Below are 23,696 nucleotides of genomic sequence, written 5' to 3'. Positions count from 1 at the left end.
GGTGGGCCTTCATAAGTCCAGAGCGTGAGCTGCATTGACGTGATGTCTAAGCGACTAGTTTGAGTTTGCGTGCCAAAGGTCGGCTGAACAGGGCTGCCAAGTCCCCCGCCTGCTCGTACCCTTGAATAGGAGTGAACACCAGTTCGATAGACCACTTGGTGGTGAACCCTTTTGCTTCGAGTGGGTTGGCCAAGCCAAGACCACAGACGATCAAATCGGGCTGGTCTGCATCACATCGATCCAACTGCAACTCCAGTGATTGACCTTCACTCAAACGTGTACTGCTAGGCAGCTGTTCAAGCTCAGGGGCCATGATCTGGCGATGCAGGTAGGGTGTGCCGACTTCCAATAACTTCATATGAAGTTCTTGGTAAACAAACCGGGCCAGCGGTATCTCAAGCTGGGAATCGGGCAGGAAGGTGATGCTTTTGCCTTGCAGCTGCGTGCGGTGACGCGCTACCGATTGCTCCGCTCTTTGGCGTGGGGCCTGTGTGACCTCTTCAAACCGAGTGTGGTCAATGGCAAACGCCTGGGCGATCACCTGCAACCATTGGGTGGTGCCTTCCGCGCCGAGCGGGAAGGGCGCTTCCAGACGCTTCACCCCTTTTGATTCAAGTTGCTTTGCTGTGTCAGCGAGAAAGGGCTGAGCCAGCACACATACGGTCTCTGGCCCAATGGCTGGAAGTGTCGTGCTTCTGCGGGGTGGAAAGAAGTCGAAATGGTCAATGCCCATTTTGCGAAGCAATAGGCTCAGCTGATCTTCCACCACATCAGCCAAGGTGCCCACGATCAGCAGGTGTTTGCCTTGAGAGGTTCTAGCAGGCAAGGTTTCTGTCAATGCAGCAAGGCAGGCGTCTTCGCCTTGGGTAAACGTGGTTTCAATGCCGCTGCCTGAATAGCTGAGAACCCGGGTGTGCGGCATGTGTTGCTTGCAGAGTCTTTCTGCAGCTCGCGATAAGTCGAGTTTGATCACCTCAGAAGGGCAGGATCCGACCAAAAAGAGCAACTTGATGTCTTGGCGGCGGGCGAGCAACTCAGATACCACACGGTCCAACTCATCGTTGGCATCTGCAATACCGGCGAGGTCGCGTTCGTCGATGATCGCTGTGCCAAAGCGTGGTTCTGCAAAAATCATGACGCCAGCAGCTGACTGGATCAAATGCGCGCAAGTGCGTGATCCCACCACCAGAAAGAACGCGTCCTGTATTTTGCGGTGCAGCCAGATAATGCCAGTGAGACCACAAAAGACTTGTCTTTGACCCTTTTCAGAGATGACAGCGGTGTTGGCGCAGCCCAAGGTTTCTGCGCTGCGGATAGGAATCACCGGATTCACGCCACACCTTCCGTTCGAACGTTGAGCTGGGCTTGATCAGTTTCAGCAATTCGCAATCCTTCAGCTTGAAGCCTGGCAGCTCTGAGCTTCAGCAAAAACTGCCCCGCATTGATGCAATAAGTGGCGTAGGCAGCCATTGCTAGCCAAAGTTGCTGCAAGGGCGTGATGGCACCGGTCCACCAAGCATAGAGATACGCTGTATGCAAGGCCAAAACCAGCATGCTAAAGACGTCTTCCCAAAAAAAAGCGGGTGCAAACAGGTACTGACCGAACACCACCTTCTCCCATATGCAGCCGGTCAGCATGATGGTGTAGAGCGTCAATGTTTTGATGACCACAGACAGAAGCGCAGCGGATTCGCCTTCACCTGTCATGAGGCAACGGACAACGAGCGCCAAACTGACCAGAAAGACCAGGAACTGCAGGGGGGCTAGAACGCCTTGTACCAGCGTCCAGATCGACTGATCTCTGCGGCGCTTCTCCTCGGGGCTGTAAAGCATCTTGTGGCTTGAGACTGGATTTGACATGTGCTCTGATGAAAGAACTTCAAGCGGTCACTGTAGCTGGTGCTGTGTAAAGTGTCAACATAACTTGACGTATTATTTTTTTTACATTGCTGGGGTTTCCCAGTAAAATGTTTCTATAGACACAGTTAAGACTTTCCAGGTTGAAACTGCTGGCGTAGCTATGTGTGAGAGTCTCGCTCAATCACTGCTCTCAGAGAGAGCGTGGTGATTGCGGTGTGGGCCTGTTTCAGCAGGAAAATATGTCTTCAATTCGGGCTAGGGCAGGCCTTGGCGTTTTGGGCCTGCGCGATATAGAGGTTTTGGCTGAGGCGTGTATTTGCCAATATGACGCTGCACTGACCGAGGTTCATGCTTGGCTAGGCGCAGGCATTGAACTTGAAGATATCTATTTGGATGGACTTGCCGCCGCTGCACGCCTTTTGGGTGAGTGGTGGTTGTCTGATCGGATTGACTTCGTCAAGGTCACAATAGGCGTCCACAACCTGCAGCAGATTCTCTATGAGCTTAGTCCCCAATTCTTACAGCGAGCTAACCAGAAGTTCAACGGGTACCGGGCAATTTTCTTTTCCACACCCAACTCCCAGCATGGTTTTGGCTCGATCATGGTGGCTGAATTTTTTCGGCGTGAAGGATGGAAAGTGTCAAGCGTTGCGCCTGAATCAGAATCTGACGTGGTGAAAGAGCTGTCTCAACAGTGGTTCGAGGTGGTCGGTTTTTCGATCTGTTCTGACCGAGGATGGCCTGCCTTGAGATCGCTCATCCTGAAAACCCGACAGGTGTCACTCAATCCCAATGTGCAGATCATGATTGGCGGACCCATGGTGGATTTAAATCCTGGTTTGGCAGCCGTGTTAGGCGCTGATTTGATCGGCGGTGACGCGCGGGTATCGCAGCGACTTGCTCGACAAAACATCAAAAGGTTAGAACTGGCAGCTTGAACTATGTGTGTGACTGAAGTATCTGAGTCGACGAATTCAACCTCATCAAGATGTCCAAATGAAGCTCGGTAATTTGTCAGGGGAGGCCTTTGATCGGCTGGTGCGCGTGGCCTTTGATGTCGCACTGATCGTTGACAAAGACGGCGTGATCGAGGACATATCTGTCCGCAAATCAGAGTTGCTTGCATTGGGCTGCCAGTCTTGGGTGGGGCGTTCCTGGAGCAGTGTCGTGACCAGCGAAAGCCGGGGCAAGATTCTGGAAATGCTGGCCTCGTGCAGTGCCAGTGAAGAGTTGCGCTGGCGTCATGTGAACCACGGCACAGGCAGCGGCACGGATCTGCCAATGCAGTATGCCGTGATGAGTCTGGGCGACGATGGTCGGGTTCTGGCGCTGGGACGCGATATGGAGGCCATTGCGATTCTTCAGCGGCGATTGATCGAGACTCAGCAGTCTATTGAGCGAGACTATCTAAGACTTCGGCACATTGAGACCAAGTACCGCATTCTCTTTGAAACGGGCAATGAGGCCGTCTTGTTAGTGGATGGTCTGAGCTTCCGAGTTCTGGATGCGAACTCCAGTGCACAGGTCTTCGTCAAAGACAACAACAAGAAGCTGGTTGGCCGCGACATCACCGAGTGTTTTGAGACGGTTTACAGGGACGAGATTCAGTCTTTGTTGCGCATGGCACATGCTACGGGTCGCATTGAGATGTGCCGCGCCAGATTTGTTGGCGCCACGGGCGATTGCACCGTCTCTGCTTCTGTCTTCCGGCAGGAAAGTGGACCGCATTTCCTGATGCGCCTCTTGCCTCATGGCATGGTTGCCAAGCCAACTTCAGCGGCGGACCAGCAACTGCTCTTCAGTGAAGCGCTTGAACATTCCCCTGACGGATTTGCCCTGACTGACAGAGCGGGGATTATCAAGTCTGCCAACGCAGAATTGATGACCATGCTGGGGGTGACCGCACTATCGCAGTTGGCAGGCCAACCTCTGGAGAACTGGTTGGTGCGCGGGGGGGTTGACTGGGGCGTGTTGCTGACGAACTTGCGCTCACAGACACTTGTGAAGAATTTCTCGACTGAACTGCGTGTGATGGCGGGTTCAACCGTTGCTGTGGAAATTTCCGCGCTGACCCTTAATACCGATCAGGCGTACTACGCCTTTTACATCCGTGATGTTGAGCGGATCCGTGTCAAGGAAACGCCAGTCACCAATGGCATGGTGAGTTCGGTTGCTGAACTGTCCAAACTGGTGGGGCGCATGCCAATGAAGGACATTGTGGGAGAGACCGTGGACATGATCGAAAAGATGTGTATCCAGTCCGCCCTTGAATTGACCAAGAACAATCGCGCATCTGCGGCAGAAATGCTGGGGTTGTCCCGGCAAAGTCTTTATGTCAAGTTGCGACGGTTTGAGATGGTCAGTGACATGGAGGTCAACAGCATTCACTGATTGATATTTGACAACTAAAGTGTAAGTATTAGTTGACATCTTTTGCGTCTGGGTCAAAATCTTCAGATGGCTCGACCCTCGCTTTCCACAGTCACTGAACTGCTTAAACCGATTACCTGGTTTCCGCCCATGTGGGCTTTTTCATGCGGTGTTGTGGCCTCTGCACAGAGCTTCAGCGCAAACTGGGGACTCATTTGTCTGGGATTGGTGCTGACCGGGCCGTTGGTCTGTGCCAGCAGTCAGGCCGTGAATGACTGGTTTGACCGTCATGTGGATGCCATCAATGAGCCCAACCGGCCTATTCCGTCCGGGCGTATGCCGGGTCGCTGGGGGCTCTATATTGCTGTCTTGTGGACTGTTTTGTCCCTGATCTGGGCCTGGGGCTTGGGCACTTGGGGCTTTTGGGCTTGCGCCTTGGGGTTGTTGTTCGCCTGGGCCTACAGTGCCCCCCCTTTTCGTCTGAAGCTCAATGGCTGGTGGGGCAACACGGCCTGTGCTTTGAGTTATGAAGGTCTGGCCTGGGTCACCGGTGGTGCCGTGATGCTGGGTGGCGCCTTGCCACATGTTGAGTCCCTGCTTCTCGCTTTGCTTTACAGCGTGGGGGCGCACGGCATCATGACGCTCAATGATTTCAAGGCCATTGAAGGTGACAAGCAGATGGGCGTGCGCTCATTGCCTGTACAACTTGGTCCACTGGGGGCCGCTCAGGCTGCCTGCGTCATCATGCTTGTTCCGCAACTGGTGGTGGTTGGGCTGTTGGTGTCCTGGTCGCAGCCTTGGCATGCTGCAGGTGTCTTGGCGCTTGTGCTGGCACAACTCCCTCTGATGCTGTCTTTTGTGCGTCAGCCGATTGACAAGGCTTTGATGCTCAGTGCTTTCGGCGTCCCTCTGTATGTGTCCGGCATGATGGTCAGTGCTTGGGCGTTGCATTTCCTTCACCAGGTGTCAGCATGAGTTCAACACGTGTGTTTGGTTGGCTGGATGTGGCACGACTGGGTTTGGTGCAGGCCTGTATGGGGGCGGTGGTGGTGGTCACGACATCCACGCTCAACCGGATCATGGTGGTTGAGTTGGCGCTGCCAGCGCTGTTGCCAGGTATTTTGGTGGCGCTGCACTATCTGGTGCAGATGGTTCGGCCACGGATGGGATTTGGCGCGGACCAGGGGCGACGCTGTACTCCCTGGATGTTGGGTGGTGTGATCGTGCTCGCCCTGGGTGGGGTGTTGGCATCGGTGGCCACGGTTCTGATGCAAACCACGTTTGGTCTGGGTTTGGCCCTGTGTGTTCTGGCGTTTTCCATGATCGGCCTCGGTGTGAGTGCTTGCGGCACCTCCTTGTTGGTGTTGATGGCCAAGCGCGTGCCTGACAGTCGGCGCGCTCCCGCAGCCACTCTGGTCTGGATGATGATGATTTTTGGCTTTGCGATGACGGCCATCACGGTGGGCAAGTTGATTGATCCCTACACGCCCGAGCAACTCATTCGTGTGACTGCCGGTCTGGCGCTGCTTGTGGTCGCTGTGGCCGCATTGAGTTTGTGGGGACTTGAAGGAAAGGTTGCCGAAGGTACCGATGCCGCTCCTGCCAATGCTGCGTCGGGTGAACGCTCAGCCCGCCAGTTCAAGGAAACACTTGCTCAGGTCTGGCGTGAGCCTCAGGCCAGAACCTTCACCATCTTTGTGTTCTTGTCCATGCTGGCCTACAGCGCGCAGGATTTGATCCTCGAGCCTTTTGCCGGTGATGTGTTTGGCATGACACCCGGGCAGACCACGCAGTTGGCTGGTTTTCAGCACGGCGCAGTATTGGCGGGCATGTTGTGGGTGGCCTTGGTCGGTTGGGAACGGGTCAAGGGTCGGTTGGGCAGTGTTCACAGCTGGATGGTCTGGGGCTGTGTGCTTTCTGCGTTTGCCATGGTGGGTTTGGCGATGGCAGGTGTGCAAGGAAACAACTGGCCCTTGAAGTTCAATATTGTTGTGCTGGGTGTTGCCAACGGCGCCTTTTCCATTGCAGCCATTGCCACCATGATGCGTTTGTCCACCCAGGGTGCCCATGGCAATGAGGGCACCCGCATGGGCTTGTGGGGTGCTGCTCAAGCGATTGCTTTTGGGCTGGGTGGTCTGCTGGGCACCGCCGCCAGCGACATGGCGCACTGGCTCATGGCCTCCAGTGGGCTGGCCTACTCATCGGTTTTTGGTTTTGCGGCTGTGATGTTTGCGTTGTCGGCGTGGTGCGCTATTTTGGTGAATCGCAACGGTGTCGTGGCTGAGCAAGCCCCAGCTTATTTTTCAACGGAGTTGCAAAGGGTGCAGTCATGAGTACAAGCCAATACGATGTGGTGGTCGTTGGCGGAGGGCCTTCTGGGGCAACGGCCGCAGATGATCTGGCTCGGCAAGGTTGGTCGGTGTTGCTGATGGATCGGCAAGGTCGAACCAAACCCTGTGGCGGCGCCATTCCGCCGCGGCTGATCAAGGACTTCGACATCCCAGATCACTTGCTGGTGGCCAAGGTGCGTTGCGCACGCATGATCTCGCCCAAAGACAACCGGGTGGACATTCACATCGAAAACGGGTTTGTGGCCATGGTCAACCGCGACAGCTTTGACGAATGGCTGCGCGAACGTGCCCAGTCCCATGGCGCCACGCGCCTGCGCGCCTTGTGTGACAAGATCACCCGTGATGCCGATGGTGTCGCCCGCGTGCATTTCAATCCAGTGACGGCGCAGGGACTGGGTGAGCCCGACAGCGTGCGTGCCCGCATGGTGGTGGCGGCCGACGGAGCGCGATCTGAAATCGCTCGCCAGCACATCGAAGGTGCTGACCGGACCAAGTATGTTTTTGCTTACCACGAGATCGTTCGTGCGCCGTTGCAGGACCCGACACATGATCCCGAGCGGTGTGATGTTTATTACCAGGGGCCGATTTCGCCCGACTTTTATGGCTGGGTGTTTCCCCATGGTGACACCATGAGTGTGGGCACGGGCAGCGCTGACAAAGGCTTTTCACTGCGTGGTTCGGTGGGCAAACTGCGCGAGATCGCGGGCCTCAGCGAGGTCGAAACCCTGCGCCGTGAAGGAGCTCCGATTCCGCTCAAACCCTTGCCGCGCTGGGAAAATGGCCGCGACATTGTGCTCACTGGCGACGCCGCCGGGGTGGTGGCACCCGCCTCGGGTGAAGGGATTTATTACGCGATGGCTTGTGGACGGATGGTGGCAGAAGCGGTTCAACAAGCCCTCAAAACAGGTGATGCAGCCTGTTTGAAGTTGGCCCGCAAACAGTTTCTCAAAGAGCATGGCCGGGTCTTCTGGATTCTTGGTCTGCTGCAGTACTTCTGGTACCAGAATGACAAACGCCGTGAGCGTTTTGTCAAAGTCTGTGAAGACCCCGATGTGCAGCGCTTGACCTTTGAGTCCTACATGAACAAAAAACTGGTACGCAAAAAACCCATGGCCCATATCCGTATCTTCTTCAAAGACCTGGCGCATTTGCTGGGTTTCGCCCGCGTATGAAGCGTTTTGGAGGTTGGCAAACCCTGCTCATTGCTTTTGTCTTCAGCTTTGGCACAGCCAGCATTGGCTCCTGGCTGACTGACCTGGGCCCGTGGTATTTCTCACTCAAACAACCGTCCTGGAAACCACCAGATGCTGCTTTTGGGGTGATCTGGTCGGTGATCTTCTTTTTGCTGGTGTTCAGCGGCTCATTGGCCTGGACTGCTGCGCCCACCAGGGCGCGAAAGCGCTTTGTGTTGGGCCTGTTTGTGGTCAATGCCCTGGTCAATATGCTTTGGAGTGCGCTCTACTTCGGCCTGCATCGGCCTGACTGGGCCATGGTCGAGTGGGTCGCCTTGTGGCTCTCGGTGTTTTCACTGGTGTGGTTCTTGTGGCGTGAATCGCGCTGGGCGTCCATCTTGATCTTGCCTTACCTGGCCTGGGTGAGTGCGGCTGGTGTCCTGAACTGGACCACCATTGCGCTCAACGGGCCGTTTGCTTAACCCACTCCAGGATCTGTTCGCTCACGACAGTTGGCGCTTCTTCGTGGGCCAGGTGACCCAGGCCAGCCAGGGTTCGGCTGGTGGTGTTGGGCAAGAGCTTCATGGTTGCAGCGGCCAGGCTCGCCGGGATGGTCCGGTCGTTTGCCCCCAACAGCATGAAGACCGGGCCAGTCAGTTGCGGCAACTGCTGTGCCAGCCGGTGTAGCCGCCAGGCGGCCATCATGGCCAAAACACCCCTGACATGTGACGGTGTTTGCAACAGCTTTTGGTAGTAACTCAGTGCCTCCTCGTCCAGATGTGATCCGGTGCTTTGCAACAAATTACGCACTACCGCTGGTTTGGCTGCCTGCTTGGCAAACAACACGCCTGACAAAGGGTTGAGGGCCAGCAATTTGGCGGTTGGCGGAAACAGCCAACTGGCCAAACCGGTCAAAGGTAACCAAGCCGGGTTCAGGCCGATCAGCGTGGGGGTTGGGCCTTTGCCATGTTTGAGGATGAGTTGCGCCCCCACTGCCGCACCTGCCGAGTGTCCGATGATGGCACTTGGCCATAACTTCAAATGGTTCAGCAGGTCGGCCAGACTGGTCGCCATGTGGTCGAGCGAATTGCTCTTTTTGGTGTTCCAGTAGCTGAACGCATGCCCGGGCAGATCCGGGCAGATCACGGTATGGTGTTTAGCCAGGCTCAGCACCAGGTCGCGCCAGGAGTGTGTCGATGCACCGGTGCCATGCAACAGCAGCAGCACCGGGCCATGGCCAAAGGTCTGCACATGCCAGACCTGACCATGAACTGTGACAAAACGGCTGTGTGAGGTGTGTGGCCAGCTCTTGCGGTTGGCCTCCCAGTCCATGGGCGGGTAGAACGTGTCCCAGAGGGCCATTCAGGCTCTGCGCACCTGCGCACTCAGGTCTTGCACCACCGACGCCATACGTTGCGCCTGGACATAGGGCATCGGGAAATAGTTGGCGCCCATCAAATTGGCCAGGTTCTGGGCCTGTGGTTCAGGTTGTGGCGCAGTGTCGATCCACAGAGAGGGGTAACCCGTCAGGCGCCAATGCTGTGCCAAGGTTTGGGCATCTTCCCGCGCCTGCGCTCGGCCACCGGTGCCGGCCAGACTGACATTGGCGCGACCGTCGCTCAGGATCACCAGCATCGGGGTGGAACCAGCGCGGTGCAGCATCTGGGCTTGCAACAAAGCCGCCTGGATACCGCTGGCCAGCGGTGTACCGCCACCACCGGGCAGGCCGCCCAGCGCCCGTTTGGCGCGCACCAGCGAGCGTGTCGGGGGCAGCAGCACCTGGGCTGTGGCGAGCCGAAAACCAATCACACAGACACTGTCGCGCCGGGCATAAGACTGTTCCAGCAGCAGTTCCACCGCACCTTTGGCCTCGGCCAGCCGGTGTTGTGCGGCCGAGCCGGAGGCATCGAGCGCAAAAATCAGGCAGGACGGTGTCTGTTGGGCGTAACGTTGCACATGGAAGTCGTCGCTGCGAATGGCCACACGCCCAGAACCTGGGTTGTTCTGCCGCAGGCGTTGTTTGGGTGCTGCGTTCACCAGTGTGGCCAGCACGTGCAGACGCGCGCCCGCACTGGGTTTGCCGGGTCGCGGTGTCAGTGGCCGACCACGCAGCTTGCTGGTCTTGGCCTGGCCACTGTTGCCCAGCCCGTGCGCTGCCTTGGTACTGGCTTTGCCCATGAGCAGGCGGTCCAGCAGCTTGGGTGGCAAGCTGGCCAATGCAGCGGCGAGCAACACGTCTTCCAGTGCCTCCTGGGGTGGCTCGGGCTCCTGCTCGTCTTCTGGCGGTGGCTCGGGTGGGTCACTCTCGGGTTCTTGTTCCGGCGGCGGTTCTTCCGGCTCTTCGGGGGGTGGTGGCTCTTGTTCCTCGTCCTGAGCTTGGGCGGGCATGCGGGTGGCACGTGGACCCAGCACCAGTCGGGCCGCCAGCTGCAGATCGCTTTGCTCGACCGCGTCACGGCCTTCGAGCGCGGCACAGACGCAGGCCAGGCGCAGCGCCATGAGGGGCGGGCGCAAGCTGTCTACACCCAGCGCGAGTGCGGTCTGGCACAGCGCTTCTACCTGTTCGTGGCTGGTTTGCATCTGCTGCAGCAATCCAATGGCTTCCTGCAGCTCAGATTGCCCCAGCGCTTCCAGCGTGTTGCTGCTTTGCGCCATGGACACATCGCGCAAATCCAGCCACAGGCCCAGCCGTTCGGTCAATCCTTGGGCTGCACAGGCTTCGTCTTCTTCGGATTCGTCCAGCGCAATCACTGAAAACTGCGCCAGGCTGGTGATGTGGGCGTGGGTCGCATGCACCTGGCCCTTGTCCTGCGCCTGGGCAATGTGGGCACTGACCTTGGAGGGCAGGCGCTCGGCCATGGGCAGCACAATCACGCCACCATGGGCTTGTGCCAGCAGGCCCGGCTGGTGCACCACCTGGCCTGTTTGCAGCGTGGCCGCCAGGTCCATGCCTCCGAGCAGCCGTTCATCATCGACTTGGCCGGGTACCCGGAAGGTCTTGAGTGAGGAGGCCTTGAGCAGCTGCAGCCAGTTGTCCCGCACCGGGCCATGTGCGGCGCGTAACCAGATGCCACCCAGGCGCACCGGGTCCACCTGTAGCGCCATCAGCGCCAGCTGTGCATCCTGCCAAGCCTGGTCAGCTTGTGACAGGCCGGGGGTGTTCATGCAGGCAGCACCTCATCCATGGCACGCTGCACGCGCGTACCGGAACCGGTGTCGTCGAGCGGGTTGCGGCGCAAGCGGTGGCGCAGGGCCAGTGGTGCGATGGCGCGCAAGTGGCTGCGCTCGGCCACTTTGTCGCCCTGCAGTGCGGCGTAAGCGCGGGTGGCACGCAACAGCGTCAGCTCGGCGCGCAGGCCATCGGTGCCGAGTTTGTGGCACAAGGTGGCGCAAGACATCAGCAGATCGTCTGACACCTGCAGGTTCTGGATGAGTTTTTTGGCACGCACAATGCGCTGGCGCAGCTTGGTGTTGGCGTCTTCCCATTCGGCGCGGAAGGCCGTTGGGTTGCGCTCGAACGCATCACGACGGCGCACCACCTGCACCCGCAGGTCCAGGTCTTGTGGTGTGCGCACCTCGACCGACAGGCCAAAGCGGTCCAGCAACTGGGGCCGCAATTCACCTTCTTCGGGGTTGCCGCTGCCAACAAGCACAAAACGCGCCGGGTGGCGCACGCTCAGGCCTTCGCGTTCCACCAGGTTTTCGCCGGAGGCCGCCACGTCGATCAACAAGTCAACGATGTGGTCTTCGAGCAGATTGACCTCGTCGATGTACAAAAAGCCACGGTTGGCTTGGGCCAGCAGGCCTGGGGCAAACTTCTTGATGCCTTGCGACAGGGCCTTTTCCAGGTCCAGTGCACCGACCACACGGTCTTCGGTGGCGCCCAGCGGCAGGTCGACCACCGGCACCGCGCGCGTCTCGGTTTTTAACTTGTGGCCGACCTGGGTCTGGCAGGCTTCACACAAGGAACTGCCTGCCGGGTCGCAACCGTAGGCGCAGTCTTTGACTACTTTGATGGGGGGCAACAGGTCCGCCAGTGCCCGCACGGCGGTAGATTTGCCGGTGCCCCGGTCACCCAGGACCAGTACACCACCGATGGTGGGATCGACGGCCAGCATCTGGATGGCCAGCCGCATTTCTTCTTGTCCGACGATTGCTGCAAAAGGGAAAGTGAGTGCCATGAGATGTCCAAAAAAGAAACTCTGATCTGCTTCTGTCTCAACTCGACATGATATGTCAATCTGGGTTGACATCTGCGGCTTTTGCAGCCCGGCTGGTGTCAAAAATCAGCGTCTGCTTCGTCTGTGGGCTTGCTTGGCAGCGTTTCATCGGCGCTGGCGGCGGCCATTTCTGCCACCGCAGCGCGTACACCTGCCTTGTCACCGGCGCCAGCGAACTTGCTGTATTTGCCCAGCAGGCCAACCATCTGGCCGTAGATGCGCGGGTTGGCTGCCAGGCATTCGTGTTGTTCCATGAAGTCCGAGTCACCCGACAGGTTGCCGACCAGACCACCCGCCTCGGTGACCAGCAGCGAACCAGCGGCCACATCCCAGGGTTGCAGGCCTTTTTCGAAAAAGCCGTCGGTGAAGCCAGCGGCCACATAGGCCAGGTCGAGTGCAGCGGCACCGGGGCGGCGCACACCGGCGGTGCGTTGCATGATGTCACCCAGCATGCGCAGGTAGCTGGGCAGGTCATCACCGGGGCGGTAGGGGAAACCGGTGGAGATCAGGCACTCTTGCAGCCGGTTGCGTTTGGCGACCCGGATGCGGCGGTTGTTCATGTAAGAGCCACGGCCCTTGGTGGCGGTGAACAGGTCGTTGCGGCTGGGGTCGTAAATGACGGCTTGTTCCACCTTGCCACGCACAGCCAGCGCGATGCTTACGCAGTAAACCGGCAGGCCGTGGATGAAGTTGGTGGTGCCGTCCAGCGGGTCGATGATCCAGACAAACTCGGAATCACGTGCGCCGTGTTCACGGCCGGACTCTTCAGCCCAGATGCCGTGGCCCGGGTACGCGCCCAGCAGGGTTTCGATGATCATTTGCTCGGAGGCCTGGTCGACCTCGGTGACAAAGTCGTTGACCTGTTTTTGCGAGACCCGCACGGATTCCACGTCGAGCGCGGCGCGGTTGATGATGGCCCCGGCAGCGCGGGCGGCTTTCACCGCCACATTGATCATTGGGTGCAGATTCGGAGAGTTCATGGTGGCTCGGTAGTGACCATGCGGGCTCTTTGGCAAGTCTGCATGGTGAGTTGTGGAGTGGCGCAGCACCCTCGTGGGGCAGCGACAATCGGTCTATTTTAACGGCCCACCATGAAGACCCGATTCATCCTGATCAACACCAGCCATGCCGGCAATGTCGGCGCCGCCGCGCGCGCCATGAAAACCATGGGTTTTGACGATCTGGTGCTGGTGGCGCCACGCTGGGCCAATGTGCTGCGCCGTGAGGAAACCATCCAGCGCGCCAGCGGCGCCACCGATGTGCTCAAGAACTGCCGCATTGTCGACACGCTCGATGAGGCGTTGGATGGCATGAGCCACCTGTGCGCCACCGCCATGACCCCGCGCGACTTTGGTCCACCCACGGTGCGGCCACGTGAGCATTTCCAGTCGCTCGTGAAACAGGAGCTGCTAGCCCAATCAGAACAAGGGCTGGAGGCCGAAAAAGCATCCAACTCTGGGGTGGCTTTCCTGTTTGGCTCGGAGCGTTTTGGCATGGCCAACGAGGATGTGTACCGCTGCCATGTGTGCCTGAGCATCCCGAGCAACCCGCAGTTTGGCTCGCTGAACCTGGCTGCAGCGCTGCAGGTGATTGCTTATGACTGGCGCGAGGCGCTGGGCGGCTACCCGGTGCAATCGGCCACGGCCGCGCCCGCCCTGGCTGATGCGGCGCAGGTGGCAGGCATGCTGGCGCATCTGGAGCAGGCACTGGTGGCGATTGATTTCCTCGACCCGCAGGCGCCCAAAAAACTCATGCCCCGGCTCAACCAGCTGTTCAACCGTGCCGGTGTCACCCAGGAAGAAATCCACATCCTGCGTGGCATGGCCAAAATGATGCTCAAGGCCGCGCCGTCCACGCCCTTGCCTGAATCCCACTAGACTCAAACCATGTTGTCCCGAATCCGATCCGATATCCAGTGCATTCTTGAACGTGACCCGGCTGCCCGCAGCACCTGGGAGGTGTTGACCTGTTACCCCGGCTTGCATGCGGTCATCCTGCACCGGCTGGCCCATGCCTGCTGGACGCATGGTTTGAAATGGCTCGGGCGTTTTGTCTCCCACATCACCCGCTTTTTGACTGGCATCGAAATCCACCCCGGCGCCACCATTGGTGACCGCGTGTTTTTTGACCATGCCATGGGTGTGGTGGTGGGGGAAACCGCCGAAATTGGTGACGACTGCACCATCTACCAGGGTGTGACGTTGGGCGGCACCTCGCTCTACAAGGGCGCCAAACGCCACCCGACGCTGGGGTGCGGTGTGGTGGTGGGCGCGGGTGCCCAGGTGCTCGGAGGCTTCACCGTGGGTGACGGCGCCAAGGTCGGGTCAAACGCGGTGGTGACCAAACCGGTGCCAGCTGGTGCCACGGCAGTGGGCAACCCGGCGCGCATCATCCAGGCTGAGCTCGATGTCAAACGCGAAGAGGCTGCCTCCAAAATGGGTTTTTCTGCCTACGGTGTGACCCAAAGCGACGACCCGTTGAGCCAGGCCATGCGCGGTTTGATCGACAACGCGTCCAGCCACGAACACCAGATTGCAATGTTGTGGAAAGCCATCGACACCTTGCAGGCCAGCCGCGACAAAACCAACTGTGTGCCCGGCGACGCCACCCTGGCCGAACATTTTGAGGCCGACAAACTCACCCAGCTGGTGGGTAAATAGCTTCAGTATTTGTGGCTAACAGCTCTTTTTGGACAAGGGCTAAGGCCGAAAAAGTCAGAGAATGGCCTGCAGCTTGTCAGCCAGTGTGTCGTGGTTCACAAAGTTCAGCTCGTACATGGCCGACAGCCCGGCAGCCTGTTCGGCGCTGAGCTCGCTGGCGCATATGATGAACTGCTGGCGCGGAATTCCAAGGCGTTTTTTGAGCCGCAAAAACTTGTCGATCTCGCGGCGGAACTCACCGGTTTTGCATTCGATGTAGACCGGTGTCTGGCCGTTGACCAGCGCCATCACGTCGATCTCATGCAGGTCGTCGTTGGCAAACACCACTTTCACACCCCGGGCACATGAAAAGACACGGTTCTTGGTTTTGAGCTGCTCAAGCAGCGTGATCAAAGCAAACCACTCCAGCCAGCCGCCCTCAAAAAACTGCCGCACCGTGGGAGCGGTCTGCAAGCCCAGGCGGACGATTTTTTCGACTTTCTGGTAACGGTAAGTGGCAAACAACGAGTGGCTGTGAAACTGGCGGCACAGGTTGTTGAGCGCCTGTGCGTCCTTCTGGCTCAGGTTGGCCAGTTCCAGATTGACGTTGCTGTGGCTGTTGCGGTAGGCCCAGCGGATGCGATTGAGCAGTTCACCATACAGTGCAAAGTTGTCACTCAGAGCCCGCGCGGCGTCGTCAAAAAAGCCGGTGGTATCAACGGCTGCGTGGTCAAACCGGGCCTCGATCTGGCGGGCGGCAAACCACTGTTGGAGCGGCAGATGTTGCTCAGCGGTGGCCAGTTGGCTGGTGTTGTGTATGTTGAGCTGGTTCAAAGGCATGGCGGGCGGGATGGCCGACGGTGCCGGGCTGCTTGCAATGGGGTTGGCGGGTGCTGCGGGCTGGTCAGCCGCCTTCAGCGCCTCGATCTCGCGCAAGGCAGCAAAATACTTTTCAACCAGCTTCTCGGCGAAAAAAACCGTGTCATACACACTGCTGGGGTGGGCGCAGCGTGCGCAAGGGATTTTGCTGTCAGGCAGCAGCGGGACGGTTTCAGCAATGAATCCACACTTGTTGCAGCGGTAGATCGGCATGATGATGCGATTTATTGAGGGGTTGTGATAGCAGTGAAACGACTATAGTTATAGGAGCTATCAGCCCTTATTTTAAGAGGGCTAGCGGCACATTTCTTATGAAAATGTGCGAATAGCGGTTTTTGGCCGGAACGCCTGGCACACCGCTGCATCTGTTTCCAGGTAGGGCCCACCAATCAGGTCGATGCAATAGGGTACGGCGGCAAAAATGCCGGGCACCCGCTGCTTGCCGTCGTTGTCTTTCAAGCCTTCCAGCGTTTCGGCAATCGCCTTGGGCTGACCCGGCAGGTTGATGATCAGTGTCTGATCGCGGATCACGGCCACCTGGCGCGACAGGATCGCGGTGGGCACAAAAGCCAGGCTGATCTGGCGCATCTGTTCACCAAAACCGGGCATCTCCTTGTGTGCCACCGCCAGCGTTGCCTCGGGTGTCACATCGCGCAGGGCGGGGCCGGTGCCGCCGGTGGTCAGCACCAGGGCGCAACCGGCTTCCACCAGCGCAATCAGCGTGGCTTCAATGGTGGCTTGGTCGTCCGGGATCAGGCGCGGCTCAAACTGCAGCGGGTTTTTGAGGGCGCGTGCCAGCCAGCTTTGCAGGGCAGGCAGGCCTTTGTCTTCGTAAACACCGCTGCTGGCCCGGTCGCTGATGGACACGATGCCGATCTTGACCGGTGGGTAGGGTGAGCCCGTGCTCACGATGCCTCGTTGCTGGCGCTAAAGGGTGGGGTATCGGCGTCCGGGTCGGGGATGGCGCCCAGGGCCTCACGCACCAGCTGGAAAATCTCGCGGTAAGCGCGGCCATGGCGCACGGCAGCGCCGGGTTTTTCGGGCACCGCGTCTTTGCGGGCCTGACGGATCAGGGCGCGCAATTGCTGGGTGTCGGTGGTCGGGTACTGCTCAATCCACTGGCCTGCGGCATCGTCCTGCGAAATCAGGCGGTCGCGCCATTGCTCGGCCTGGTGCAGCGCCAGATTTTCAGCAGCTGAGCCATTGGCCTGCTCGTCCAGGGCAGCACGCACCGCATCCACCTCGGCTGGTTCGAGCTTGCGCATCATCTTGCCGATGTACTGCATCTGGCGGCGTTTGCCCTCGAAGTTGGTGATGCGTTTGGCGTCCGCAATCGCATCGCGGAACTTGTCGCTCAGGGGCAGACGCGCCAACAGATCGGCGCGCAGGGTCAGCAGCGCTTCACCGAGTTTTTGCAGCTCGGTGCTTTCGCGCTTGAGGTCGGTGCGGCTCAGATCGTCGGTGCCTTTGAGCTCGGCTTTGAGCTCAATATCGCGCTCGCTGCCCTCGGCCACAAACTCGCCGCGCACAAAATAGCCTTTTTTCAGTTTTCTTGACATAGCCAAGTATCATAGCCGCCGCTATGAATAAACCCAAACGGACCTGAGTGCCAGTCACGCAGCCGCCTTCACCATGCCTTCCATCGCTTCCAAAGCCACCCCCCGCAAACGTTCCTCCACTGTGACGCCGAGCCAGCCCAGACGCACTCCGGCTCCCGCTGAAGCGGGGTTTGCCTACAGCCGAACTTTCTTTGAGGATCTGGTGGACAGTGCCATTCACCACGCCAAAAAACTTGGTGCCAGCGACGCCTCGGCGCATGCCTCCGAAGGCAGTGGCCTGAGTGTGTCGGTGCGCAAGGGTGAGTTGGAGAACGTCGAGCGCAACCGCGACAAGTCGCTGGGCATCAAGGTGCATATCGGCCAGCGCCGGGGCAATGCCAGCACCTCGGATTTTTCTCAGAAAGCCATCGAACAGACGGTGCAGGCCGCGTTTGACATCGCCCGCTTCACCGCCGAAGACCCGTTTGCTGCCTTGCCCGATGAGGCCGACATTGCCCAACCGGGCGAGCAGCGCACTGATCTCGACCTGTTTTTCCCCTGGGCCATCACCAGCGAGCAGGCCGCACAGCTGGCCTTGCAGACCGAAAACGCCGCCTTGAGTCTCGACAAACGCATCACCAACAGCGAAGGTGCGGGTGTGTCTGCCCAGCAGTCGCACTTTTTCAGCGCCCACACCCATGGTTTTCGCGGTGGTTATGCCAGCTCGCGCCACTCGGTGTCGGTGTCGCCGATTGCCGGCAAAGGCGCCAACATGCAGCGCGATTACTGGTACAGCTCGCAGCGTGATGCGGCCGACCTGGCCTCGCCCGAGGCGATTGGCCGTTACGCCGCTGAGCGCGCGCTGAGCCGCCTCAAATCCCGCAAGATTGCCACCACCGAGTGCCCGGTGTTGTTTGAATCACCGCTGGCGGCGGGTTTGCTGGGCGCCTTTGTGCAGGCGGTGAGTGGTGGCTCGCTCTACCGCAAGAGTTCGTATTTGCTCGATTCGTTGGGCAAACAGGTGTTTCCGAAACACATCGACATTTTGGAGGACCCGTTTGTCAAACGGGCCAAAGGCAGCTCGCCGTTTGACGACGAAGGTGTGCGGGTACAGGCGCGCAGCGTGGTGGAGGCGGGCAAGGTGCAGGGGTATTTTCTGGGCAGTTACTCGGCGCGCAAACTGGGCATGAAAACCACCGGCAACGCGGGCGGTTCACACAACCTGACACTCACCTCACGCCTGACCCGCGCGGGTGACAACCTGGATGCGATGTTGCAACGCCTGGGCACCGGCCTGTTTGTCACCGAGCTCATGGGGAGCGGTGTCAACAGCGTCACCGGCGACTATTCACGCGGTGCCAGCGGTTTTTGGGTGGAAAACGGCCGCATCGCCTTCCCGGTGGAAGAGATCACCATCGCTGGCAACATGAAAACCATGTTCAAGGACATCCTGGCGGTGGGTGCCGATACCTACAACCAGGGTGCCAAGACGGTTGGCTCAATTTTGATCAAAAAGATGAAGGTGGCAGGCAGCTGAATACCGCTGCCCTGTGCGGGCGGTGTCGCCCGCGCCGCTTTGCCGGTTGAGTGAAGCTGTTGCTTCAGATGTAGACGTCGACCTGAGAGCCCAAGGCCTTGTCGCTGCTGGCGGCGGCAGCCTGGGATTTGTTCTGGGCCGCACTGGCCTTGCTGGCCTGTTCTTGCTGTTTCTGATTCTGGATGGCCGCAATCTGGGCCTGAATGGCCAGGATCTGCGCCTGCAACAACTGCACCTGTTGTTGCTTGGCCTTGGCCTCCATGTTGGAGGTCGCCACGTCCCTCAGTTGCTGGGTAAGGTCCCTGAGCTGCTTTTGCAACTGGGCAATCTGGCTGGCGCTGCCAGCCGAACTGCTGCCAGATGTGCTCGAGGAGGAAATGCCTGTGACTTGCATACAGATGTCATCGGCACAGAGCTCGCAGACTTGAGGTCTGGTGGACCAAACGGCATCAACTGGTCGCTAGCCATCACTCTGGATGGCATTCTGTTTATGGCGAAATAGGCCTGTAGCCCTTGATCTATAAGGGCTCAATGCTCTTTATTTGATTGTTTGGCCGTGCACCGCTCAGCCAAAAAATGCGCTGCCGCCCGGTTGGGACAACAGCGCATTTTTTTTTGGGGAGCCCCACTGGGTAGTGGGGCGGGCGGATCAGTTCAGCGCAACACGTGCTTTGCCCTTGAAGCTGTAGAGTGTGACCGCCGGGGTGCTCAGTTCACCCTTGGGGGTGAAAGCGATGTTGGCGGTGATGCCCTTGAACTGTGTCTTGCTCAGGAAAGGCACATAGACCTGCGGGTCAACCGAGTTGGCGCGCTTCATCGCGTCCACCAGCACAAAGGTGGCGTCATAAGCGTAGGGGCTGTAGATCTGGAACTGGCCTGGGAAACGTGCGTCGTAGCGCTTTTTCCATTCAGGGCCACCCTGCATTTTCTGCACCGAGGCGCCGCCGGTGGCGCAGGTCACGTTGACCAGGTTGTCGGACAGGCTGGCGAGTTCGGGCAGTTTTTCGGTGCACAAGGCGTCACCACCAAACAGTTTCACATTGGGCAGGCCCAGTTGCATCATCTGGCGCAGCAGCGGGCCGGCTTGGGCGTCCAGGCCGCCGTAGAAAATGGCGTCGGGCTTCTTGCTCTTGATCGAGGTCAGGATGGCGGTGAAGTCCGTGGCTTTGTCTGTGGTGTACTCGTTGGCAACCACTTGCACACCACGTTGTTCGGCGGTGGCCTTGAACACATCGGCCAGACCCTGACCGTAGGCGGTGCGGTCGTCAATCACCGCCACCGTCTTGATCTTGAGTGTGTCGTTGGCAAAATAAGCCAGGGCTGCACCCAGCGAGTTGTCGTTGGCGATCAGGCGGTAGGTGGTGTTGAAGCCGCGCTTGGTCACGTCCGGGTTGGTGGCAGCAGCGGTGATGTGGGGAATGCCACATTTGTTGTAGATGCTCGAAGCCGGGATGGTGGTGCCCGATTGCAAATGGCCCACCACACCCGCCACTTTGGAGTCACATAACTTTTGCGCCACGGCAGTGGCTTGGCGCGGGTCACCGGCGTCATCTTCCGGGGCCAGTTCAAACTTGATCTTCTTGCCACCAATCACCAGCGCCTGGGCATTGATGTCATCAATCGCCATGCGCACGCCGTTTTCTGTGTCCTTGCCAATGTGGGCAATACCACCCGAGGTCGGGCCAGCGTGGGCGATGCGTACGGTTTGCACGTCTTGCGCATGCGCCAGGGAGGAGCTCAGGGCCAGCACAGCAGCAGCTGTCAGGGTGAGCGAAGCAGCGGAGGAAGTAGAGGTTTGCATGTGATTGATCAGAAGTTGCGAAGGTTTCAGGCGCCATGCGGCCCCTGAACCTGCGATCTTACTGTCTGCACACTTTCGGTGCGAGCATGCACCACCTGGATCAATCCAAGTCAAGCGTGATTTACGCGGCTAATAAGCGTGCGCTCAATGCCCCAGAATCTTCGACAAGAAGTCCTTGCTGCGTTCACTTTGCGGGTTGTTGAAGAAGTCGTGCGGGTTGTTCTGCTCAACGATCTGGCCTTGGTCCATGAAGATCACACGGTCGGCCACCGCCTTGGCAAACCCCATTTCATGGGTGACACACAGCATGGTGATGCCCTCGCTGGCCATGGCAATCATCACGTCGAGCACTTCCTTGATCATCTCGGGGTCGAGTGCGCTGGTGGGTTCGTCAAACAGCATGATCTTGGGTTTGAGGCACAGGGCCCGCGCAATCGCCACACGCTGCTGTTGGCCGCCCGAGAGCTGCAGCGGGTATTTGTGCGCCTGTTCGGCAATACGCACCCGTTTGAGCTGGACCATGGCCTTTTCCTCGGCCTCTTTTTTGGGGATCTTGCCGACCCACATCGGTGACAAGGTCAGGTTTTCCAGCACGGTGAGGTGTGGGAACAGGTTGAACTGCTGGAACACCATGCCGACTTCTTTGCGCACCTGGTCAATCGCCTTGATGTCGTCGGTGAGTTCCACACCATCCACGATCAGGTGGCCTTGCTGGTGTTCTTCGAGCCGGTTGATGCAGCGGATCAGTGTTGATTTGCCTGAGCCTGAGGGGCCACAGATGACAATGCGTTCGCCCTTGGCCACGCTCAGGTCAATGTCGCGCAACACATGGAAGTTGTTGCCGTACCACTTGTTGACTTTGTCAAACGTGATGATGGGGGAGGTGGTGTTGGTTTCAGCCATGGTGGTGTTTGGTTGAATGGGGAAAATCAGCGCAGCTTGCTCTTGTTGACCTGTTTTTCCACCCAACGGCTGTAGCGGGACATGGAGAAACAGAACACAAAGTAGATCAGCGCAATGAAGAAGTAGCCTTCGATGATGTAAGGACGCCAGTTGGCATCGGAGTTGACACCGAGTTTGAGCGCACCGGTCAGCTCGTACAGGCTCACGATGGTCACCAGCGAGGTGTCCTTGAAGGTGGAGATGAAGTTGTTCATGATGCCTGGCACCACCATCGCCAGCGCCTGCGGCAGCACAATCATGCGTTGTGTCTGCCAGTAGCTCAGCCCCAGCGTGGCGGCGGCCTCGACCTGGCCTTTGGGAATGGCCTGCAGGCCACCGCGGATCACTTCGGCCATGTAGGCCGCCGCAAACAGTGTGATACCGACCAGCACACGCACCAGCACATCAATCTGCGTGCCCTGGGGCATGAACAGCGGGAACATGAACGAGGCCATGAACAGCACCGAGATCAGCGGCACACCACGGATCAGTTCGACATAAATGGTGCAGAAGCTGCGGATGGCCGGCAGCTTGGAGCGTCGGCCCAGTGCCACCAGCAGGGCAATCGGGAAACACAGCACCAGGGACAGCGAGGACAGCAGAATGGTCAGCGGCAGGCCTCCCCAGCGGTCGGTGTCGACCTGGGTCAGGCCAAACACCTTGCCGTACATCAGTGCAAAAAACACCGCCAACACGGCCAGCCAAAGCAGCGGCAGCCAGGCTTTCCAGAAGCTGCGCATACAACTCACCACCAGCAAGCCGGTCAGCAAAATGGTGGCAATCAAGGGCCGCCACTGTTCTTCATACGGGTAACGGCCAAACAGGATGATGCGGTACTTCTCGGAAATCACGCCCCAGCAGGCGCCGACACCTTCGGCATGGCAGACCTCGTAGTGAGGCGACCAGCTGGCGGAGATCAGTGCCCAGTGGATGGCCTGGGGCAGCAGCCACAGCAGCAAGCCGCCAATCACGAAGGTGCCCAGGCTGGTTTTCCAGTCGGCCAGCAAGTTGCTCTTGATCCAGGCCAGCGGGCCTTCGGAGTTGACCGGCGCAGGGCGCGGTGCAATCGGTTGAAAAGTGGTTGAGGTCATTTGGTGTTGTCCTGTTCAACGCTCTTTGATCGCCGCGCGGCTGTTGTACCAGCCCATCAGCAGCGAGGTGCCCAGTGAGGTGATCAGGTACACCAGCATCACCAGCGAGATACATTCCACCGCGCGGCCGGTCTGGTTCAGCGCGGTGTTGGCAATCGACACCACATCGGGGTAACCAATGGCCACGGCCAGCGAGGAATTTTTGGTCAGGTTCAGGTACTGGTTGGTCAGCGGCGGGATGATCACCCGCAGCGCCTGCGGCAGCATCACCAGGCGCATTTCCTGTTGTTGCGACAGACCCAGCGCCGAGGCCGCTTCACCCTGGCCGCGTGGCACCGAAGCAATACCTCCGCGCACCACCTCGGCAATGAAGGACGCGGTGTAGAGCGTCAGGCCAATCAGCACCGCCAGAAACTCGGGCGTCAGGGCACCGCCATTCTCAATCGCAAAATCCCCCTTGACAGGGCGGTTCAGTTCGGTGGGGGCACCACCCAGGGCCCAGCCCGCCAGGCTGCAGGCGACCAAGATCAGCACCGGCACCCAGAACGCACTGCGCAATTGCCCCGTGGCTTCAAACTGGCGTTTGGCCCAGCGTCGGTACAGCAGCACCAGCGCCACCCCAGCCAGCAGACCAAAGGCGGCCCAGAGTTGGCCAGCCGCCCACACGGGAATCGGGTAGTTCAAACCACCCTTGGACAAAAAGAAGTCGCCAACTTGCCAGGCCACGTCTGCCGAGGGCAAGACCTCGGTCAGGATCACGTACCACATCAGCAATTGCAGCAGCACCGGGATGTTGCGAAAGGCTTCCACATACGACAGGCAGACGCCACGCACCAGTGCGTTGCGCGAGAAGCGCCCGATACCCAGCAAGGTGCCCAACACCGTCGACAGGATGATGCCCACAATGGCCACCCGCAGGGTGTTGGTCACACCGACCAGAAACGCCTGCCAGTAGGGTTGTTCGGAGTCAAAGGGGTACAGGCTTTCACCGATGTCAAAACCGGCGGCCTGGCTCAGAAAATCAAAACCACTCTGGATGCCGCGCACCCGCATGTTGACCAGGGTGTTGTGGGCCAGGAACCAGACCACGGCCACAATGGCCACAACGGCCAGCACCTGGTAGACGATGCCGCGAAACGCCTGGCTGCGCCACGACCAGTGGTGGTGAGAGGGAGGGGTGTCAGAACTCATGGTGCTTCTTGCCCGCAGGCCTTGGAATGGAAGCCACGTGTGGCAGGTAGGGAATGCCTAAAAAAATGCGCCGCAGGCATCGCAGGTGCGACATCAAGCGGCGCA

Annotated in this window: 23 protein-coding genes; 9 read left to right on the top strand and 14 right to left on the bottom strand. The window is 59.0% G+C overall.

Translation table 11 applies throughout. The annotated features are described in order from the left end of the window. Positions 1 to 46 precede the first annotated feature (46 nt). Both RF819_RS04385 and bchF read right to left on the bottom strand, forming a co-directional pair. A complete protein-coding gene (locus RF819_RS04385; protein WP_078363847.1) occupies positions 47 to 1,333 on the bottom strand; it encodes a ferredoxin:protochlorophyllide reductase (ATP-dependent) subunit N in 1,287 nt (428 codons plus the stop codon). Then, entirely contained in the window at positions 1,330 to 1,860 is a 531-nt protein-coding gene (bchF, locus tag RF819_RS04380) for a 2-vinyl bacteriochlorophyllide hydratase (protein WP_078363846.1), read from the bottom strand. Before bchF ends, RF819_RS04385 begins: the two co-directional genes overlap by 4 nt. A gap of 215 nt (positions 1,861 to 2,075) precedes the next feature. Here bchF and RF819_RS04375 point away from each other — a divergent pair, with 215 nt between their 5' ends. The 6 genes from RF819_RS04375 to RF819_RS04350 all read left to right on the top strand — a co-directional run bounded on the left by RF819_RS04375 (position 2,076) and on the right by RF819_RS04350 (position 8,235). Further along, complete coding sequence (locus tag RF819_RS04375) at positions 2,076 to 2,798, top strand: cobalamin B12-binding domain-containing protein (protein WP_143541601.1); 723 nt, start codon at positions 2,076 to 2,078, stop codon at positions 2,796 to 2,798. A gap of 58 nt (positions 2,799 to 2,856) precedes the next feature. Further along, a complete protein-coding gene (ppsR, locus tag RF819_RS04370; RefSeq protein ID WP_078363844.1) occupies positions 2,857 to 4,251 on the top strand; it encodes a transcriptional regulator PpsR in 1,395 nt (464 codons plus the stop codon). Between the two features lie 66 nt (positions 4,252 to 4,317). Then, complete coding sequence (chlG, locus tag RF819_RS04365; RefSeq protein WP_078363843.1) at positions 4,318 to 5,205, top strand: chlorophyll synthase ChlG; 888 nt, start codon at positions 4,318 to 4,320, stop codon at positions 5,203 to 5,205. Next, positions 5,202 to 6,563 carry a BCD family MFS transporter gene (locus RF819_RS04360; RefSeq protein ID WP_078363842.1) on the top strand — a complete coding sequence of 454 codons (1,362 nt, stop codon included), beginning with the start codon at positions 5,202 to 5,204 and terminating at the stop codon, positions 6,561 to 6,563. Before chlG ends, RF819_RS04360 begins: the two co-directional genes overlap by 4 nt. After that, positions 6,560 to 7,753, top strand: coding sequence for a geranylgeranyl diphosphate reductase (locus RF819_RS04355; protein WP_078363841.1), 1,194 nt, complete (start codon positions 6,560 to 6,562; stop codon positions 7,751 to 7,753). The genes RF819_RS04360 and RF819_RS04355 overlap by 4 nt, the downstream gene beginning before the upstream one ends. Next, positions 7,750 to 8,235 (top strand): TspO/MBR family protein, encoded by a 486-nt coding sequence (locus RF819_RS04350; protein WP_078363840.1) that lies wholly within the window; start codon positions 7,750 to 7,752, stop codon positions 8,233 to 8,235. The genes RF819_RS04355 and RF819_RS04350 overlap by 4 nt, the downstream gene beginning before the upstream one ends. On the opposite strand, the gene bchO is transcribed toward RF819_RS04350, so the two are convergent. The 4 genes from bchO to RF819_RS04330 all read right to left on the bottom strand — a co-directional run bounded on the left by bchO (position 8,216) and on the right by RF819_RS04330 (position 12,953). Then, entirely contained in the window at positions 8,216 to 9,115 is a 900-nt protein-coding gene (bchO, locus tag RF819_RS04345) for an alpha/beta fold hydrolase BchO (protein WP_078363839.1), read from the bottom strand. The two genes, RF819_RS04350 and bchO, sit on opposite strands and share 20 nt — an antisense overlap. After that, positions 9,116 to 10,918, bottom strand: coding sequence for a magnesium chelatase subunit D (locus tag RF819_RS04340; protein WP_078363838.1), 1,803 nt, complete (start codon positions 10,916 to 10,918; stop codon positions 9,116 to 9,118). After that, the gene (gene bchI / locus RF819_RS04335; RefSeq protein ID WP_078363837.1) at positions 10,915 to 11,934 is read right to left on the bottom strand and encodes a magnesium chelatase ATPase subunit I; all 1,020 of its coding nucleotides are present in this window, start codon (positions 11,932 to 11,934) and stop codon (positions 10,915 to 10,917) included. The genes RF819_RS04340 and bchI overlap by 4 nt, the downstream gene beginning before the upstream one ends. A gap of 98 nt (positions 11,935 to 12,032) precedes the next feature. Beyond that, entirely contained in the window at positions 12,033 to 12,953 is a 921-nt protein-coding gene (locus tag RF819_RS04330) for an inositol monophosphatase family protein (RefSeq protein ID WP_078363836.1), read from the bottom strand. Between the two features lie 111 nt (positions 12,954 to 13,064). Between RF819_RS04330 and RF819_RS04325 the strand changes: the two genes are divergently transcribed. Together RF819_RS04325 and cysE are read left to right on the top strand one after the other, a co-directional pair. Next, positions 13,065 to 13,850 carry an RNA methyltransferase gene (locus tag RF819_RS04325; RefSeq protein WP_078363835.1) on the top strand — a complete coding sequence of 262 codons (786 nt, stop codon included), beginning with the start codon at positions 13,065 to 13,067 and terminating at the stop codon, positions 13,848 to 13,850. A gap of 9 nt (positions 13,851 to 13,859) precedes the next feature. Continuing rightward, positions 13,860 to 14,633, top strand: coding sequence for a serine O-acetyltransferase (cysE, locus tag RF819_RS04320; protein WP_078363834.1), 774 nt, complete (start codon positions 13,860 to 13,862; stop codon positions 14,631 to 14,633). A gap of 54 nt (positions 14,634 to 14,687) precedes the next feature. Here cysE and RF819_RS04315 read toward each other — a convergent pair whose 3' ends face one another. The 3 genes from RF819_RS04315 to yjgA all read right to left on the bottom strand — a co-directional run bounded on the left by RF819_RS04315 (position 14,688) and on the right by yjgA (position 17,050). Next, positions 14,688 to 15,704: a PDDEXK family nuclease gene (locus tag RF819_RS04315; RefSeq protein WP_078363833.1), complete on the bottom strand. Its 1,017-nt coding sequence runs from the start codon at positions 15,702 to 15,704 to the stop codon at positions 14,688 to 14,690. Between the two features lie 96 nt (positions 15,705 to 15,800). Then, on the bottom strand, positions 15,801 to 16,400 hold the full coding sequence (gene mog / locus RF819_RS04310) for a molybdopterin adenylyltransferase (protein WP_078363832.1): 600 nt from the start codon (positions 16,398 to 16,400) through the stop codon (positions 15,801 to 15,803). Then, positions 16,397 to 17,050, bottom strand: a complete 654-nt coding sequence (gene yjgA, locus RF819_RS04305; RefSeq protein WP_078363831.1) for a ribosome biogenesis factor YjgA — start codon at positions 17,048 to 17,050, stop codon at positions 16,397 to 16,399. The genes mog and yjgA overlap by 4 nt, the downstream gene beginning before the upstream one ends. A 73-nt stretch (positions 17,051 to 17,123) precedes the next feature. Here yjgA and pmbA point away from each other — a divergent pair, with 73 nt between their 5' ends. Next, positions 17,124 to 18,566 carry a metalloprotease PmbA gene (gene pmbA, locus RF819_RS04300; RefSeq protein WP_078363830.1) on the top strand — a complete coding sequence of 481 codons (1,443 nt, stop codon included), beginning with the start codon at positions 17,124 to 17,126 and terminating at the stop codon, positions 18,564 to 18,566. 64 nt (positions 18,567 to 18,630) lie between these two features. Here the strand turns inward: pmbA and RF819_RS04295 are convergent, their stop codons facing one another. The 5 genes from RF819_RS04295 to RF819_RS04275 form a co-directional block, all read right to left on the bottom strand. Continuing rightward, positions 18,631 to 18,960: a FlxA-like family protein gene (locus RF819_RS04295; protein ID WP_078363829.1), complete on the bottom strand. Its 330-nt coding sequence runs from the start codon at positions 18,958 to 18,960 to the stop codon at positions 18,631 to 18,633. 255 nt (positions 18,961 to 19,215) lie between these two features. Further along, the gene (locus tag RF819_RS04290) at positions 19,216 to 20,367 is read right to left on the bottom strand and encodes a branched-chain amino acid ABC transporter substrate-binding protein (protein ID WP_078363828.1); all 1,152 of its coding nucleotides are present in this window, start codon (positions 20,365 to 20,367) and stop codon (positions 19,216 to 19,218) included. Between the two features lie 144 nt (positions 20,368 to 20,511). Then, the gene (locus RF819_RS04285; RefSeq protein ID WP_078363827.1) at positions 20,512 to 21,270 is read right to left on the bottom strand and encodes an amino acid ABC transporter ATP-binding protein; all 759 of its coding nucleotides are present in this window, start codon (positions 21,268 to 21,270) and stop codon (positions 20,512 to 20,514) included. A gap of 26 nt (positions 21,271 to 21,296) precedes the next feature. Continuing rightward, positions 21,297 to 22,400, bottom strand: coding sequence for an amino acid ABC transporter permease (locus RF819_RS04280; protein WP_078363826.1), 1,104 nt, complete (start codon positions 22,398 to 22,400; stop codon positions 21,297 to 21,299). 15 nt (positions 22,401 to 22,415) lie between these two features. Then, on the bottom strand, positions 22,416 to 23,591 hold the full coding sequence (locus tag RF819_RS04275) for an amino acid ABC transporter permease (protein ID WP_078363825.1): 1,176 nt from the start codon (positions 23,589 to 23,591) through the stop codon (positions 22,416 to 22,418). Positions 23,592 to 23,696 lie beyond the last annotated feature (105 nt).

The sequence above is a fragment of the Rhodoferax fermentans genome, from assembly GCF_002017865.1.
Taxonomy (GTDB): Bacteria; Pseudomonadota; Gammaproteobacteria; order Burkholderiales; family Burkholderiaceae_C; genus Rhodoferax; species Rhodoferax fermentans.
This window is presented reverse-complemented; position numbering and strand designations above follow the sequence as displayed.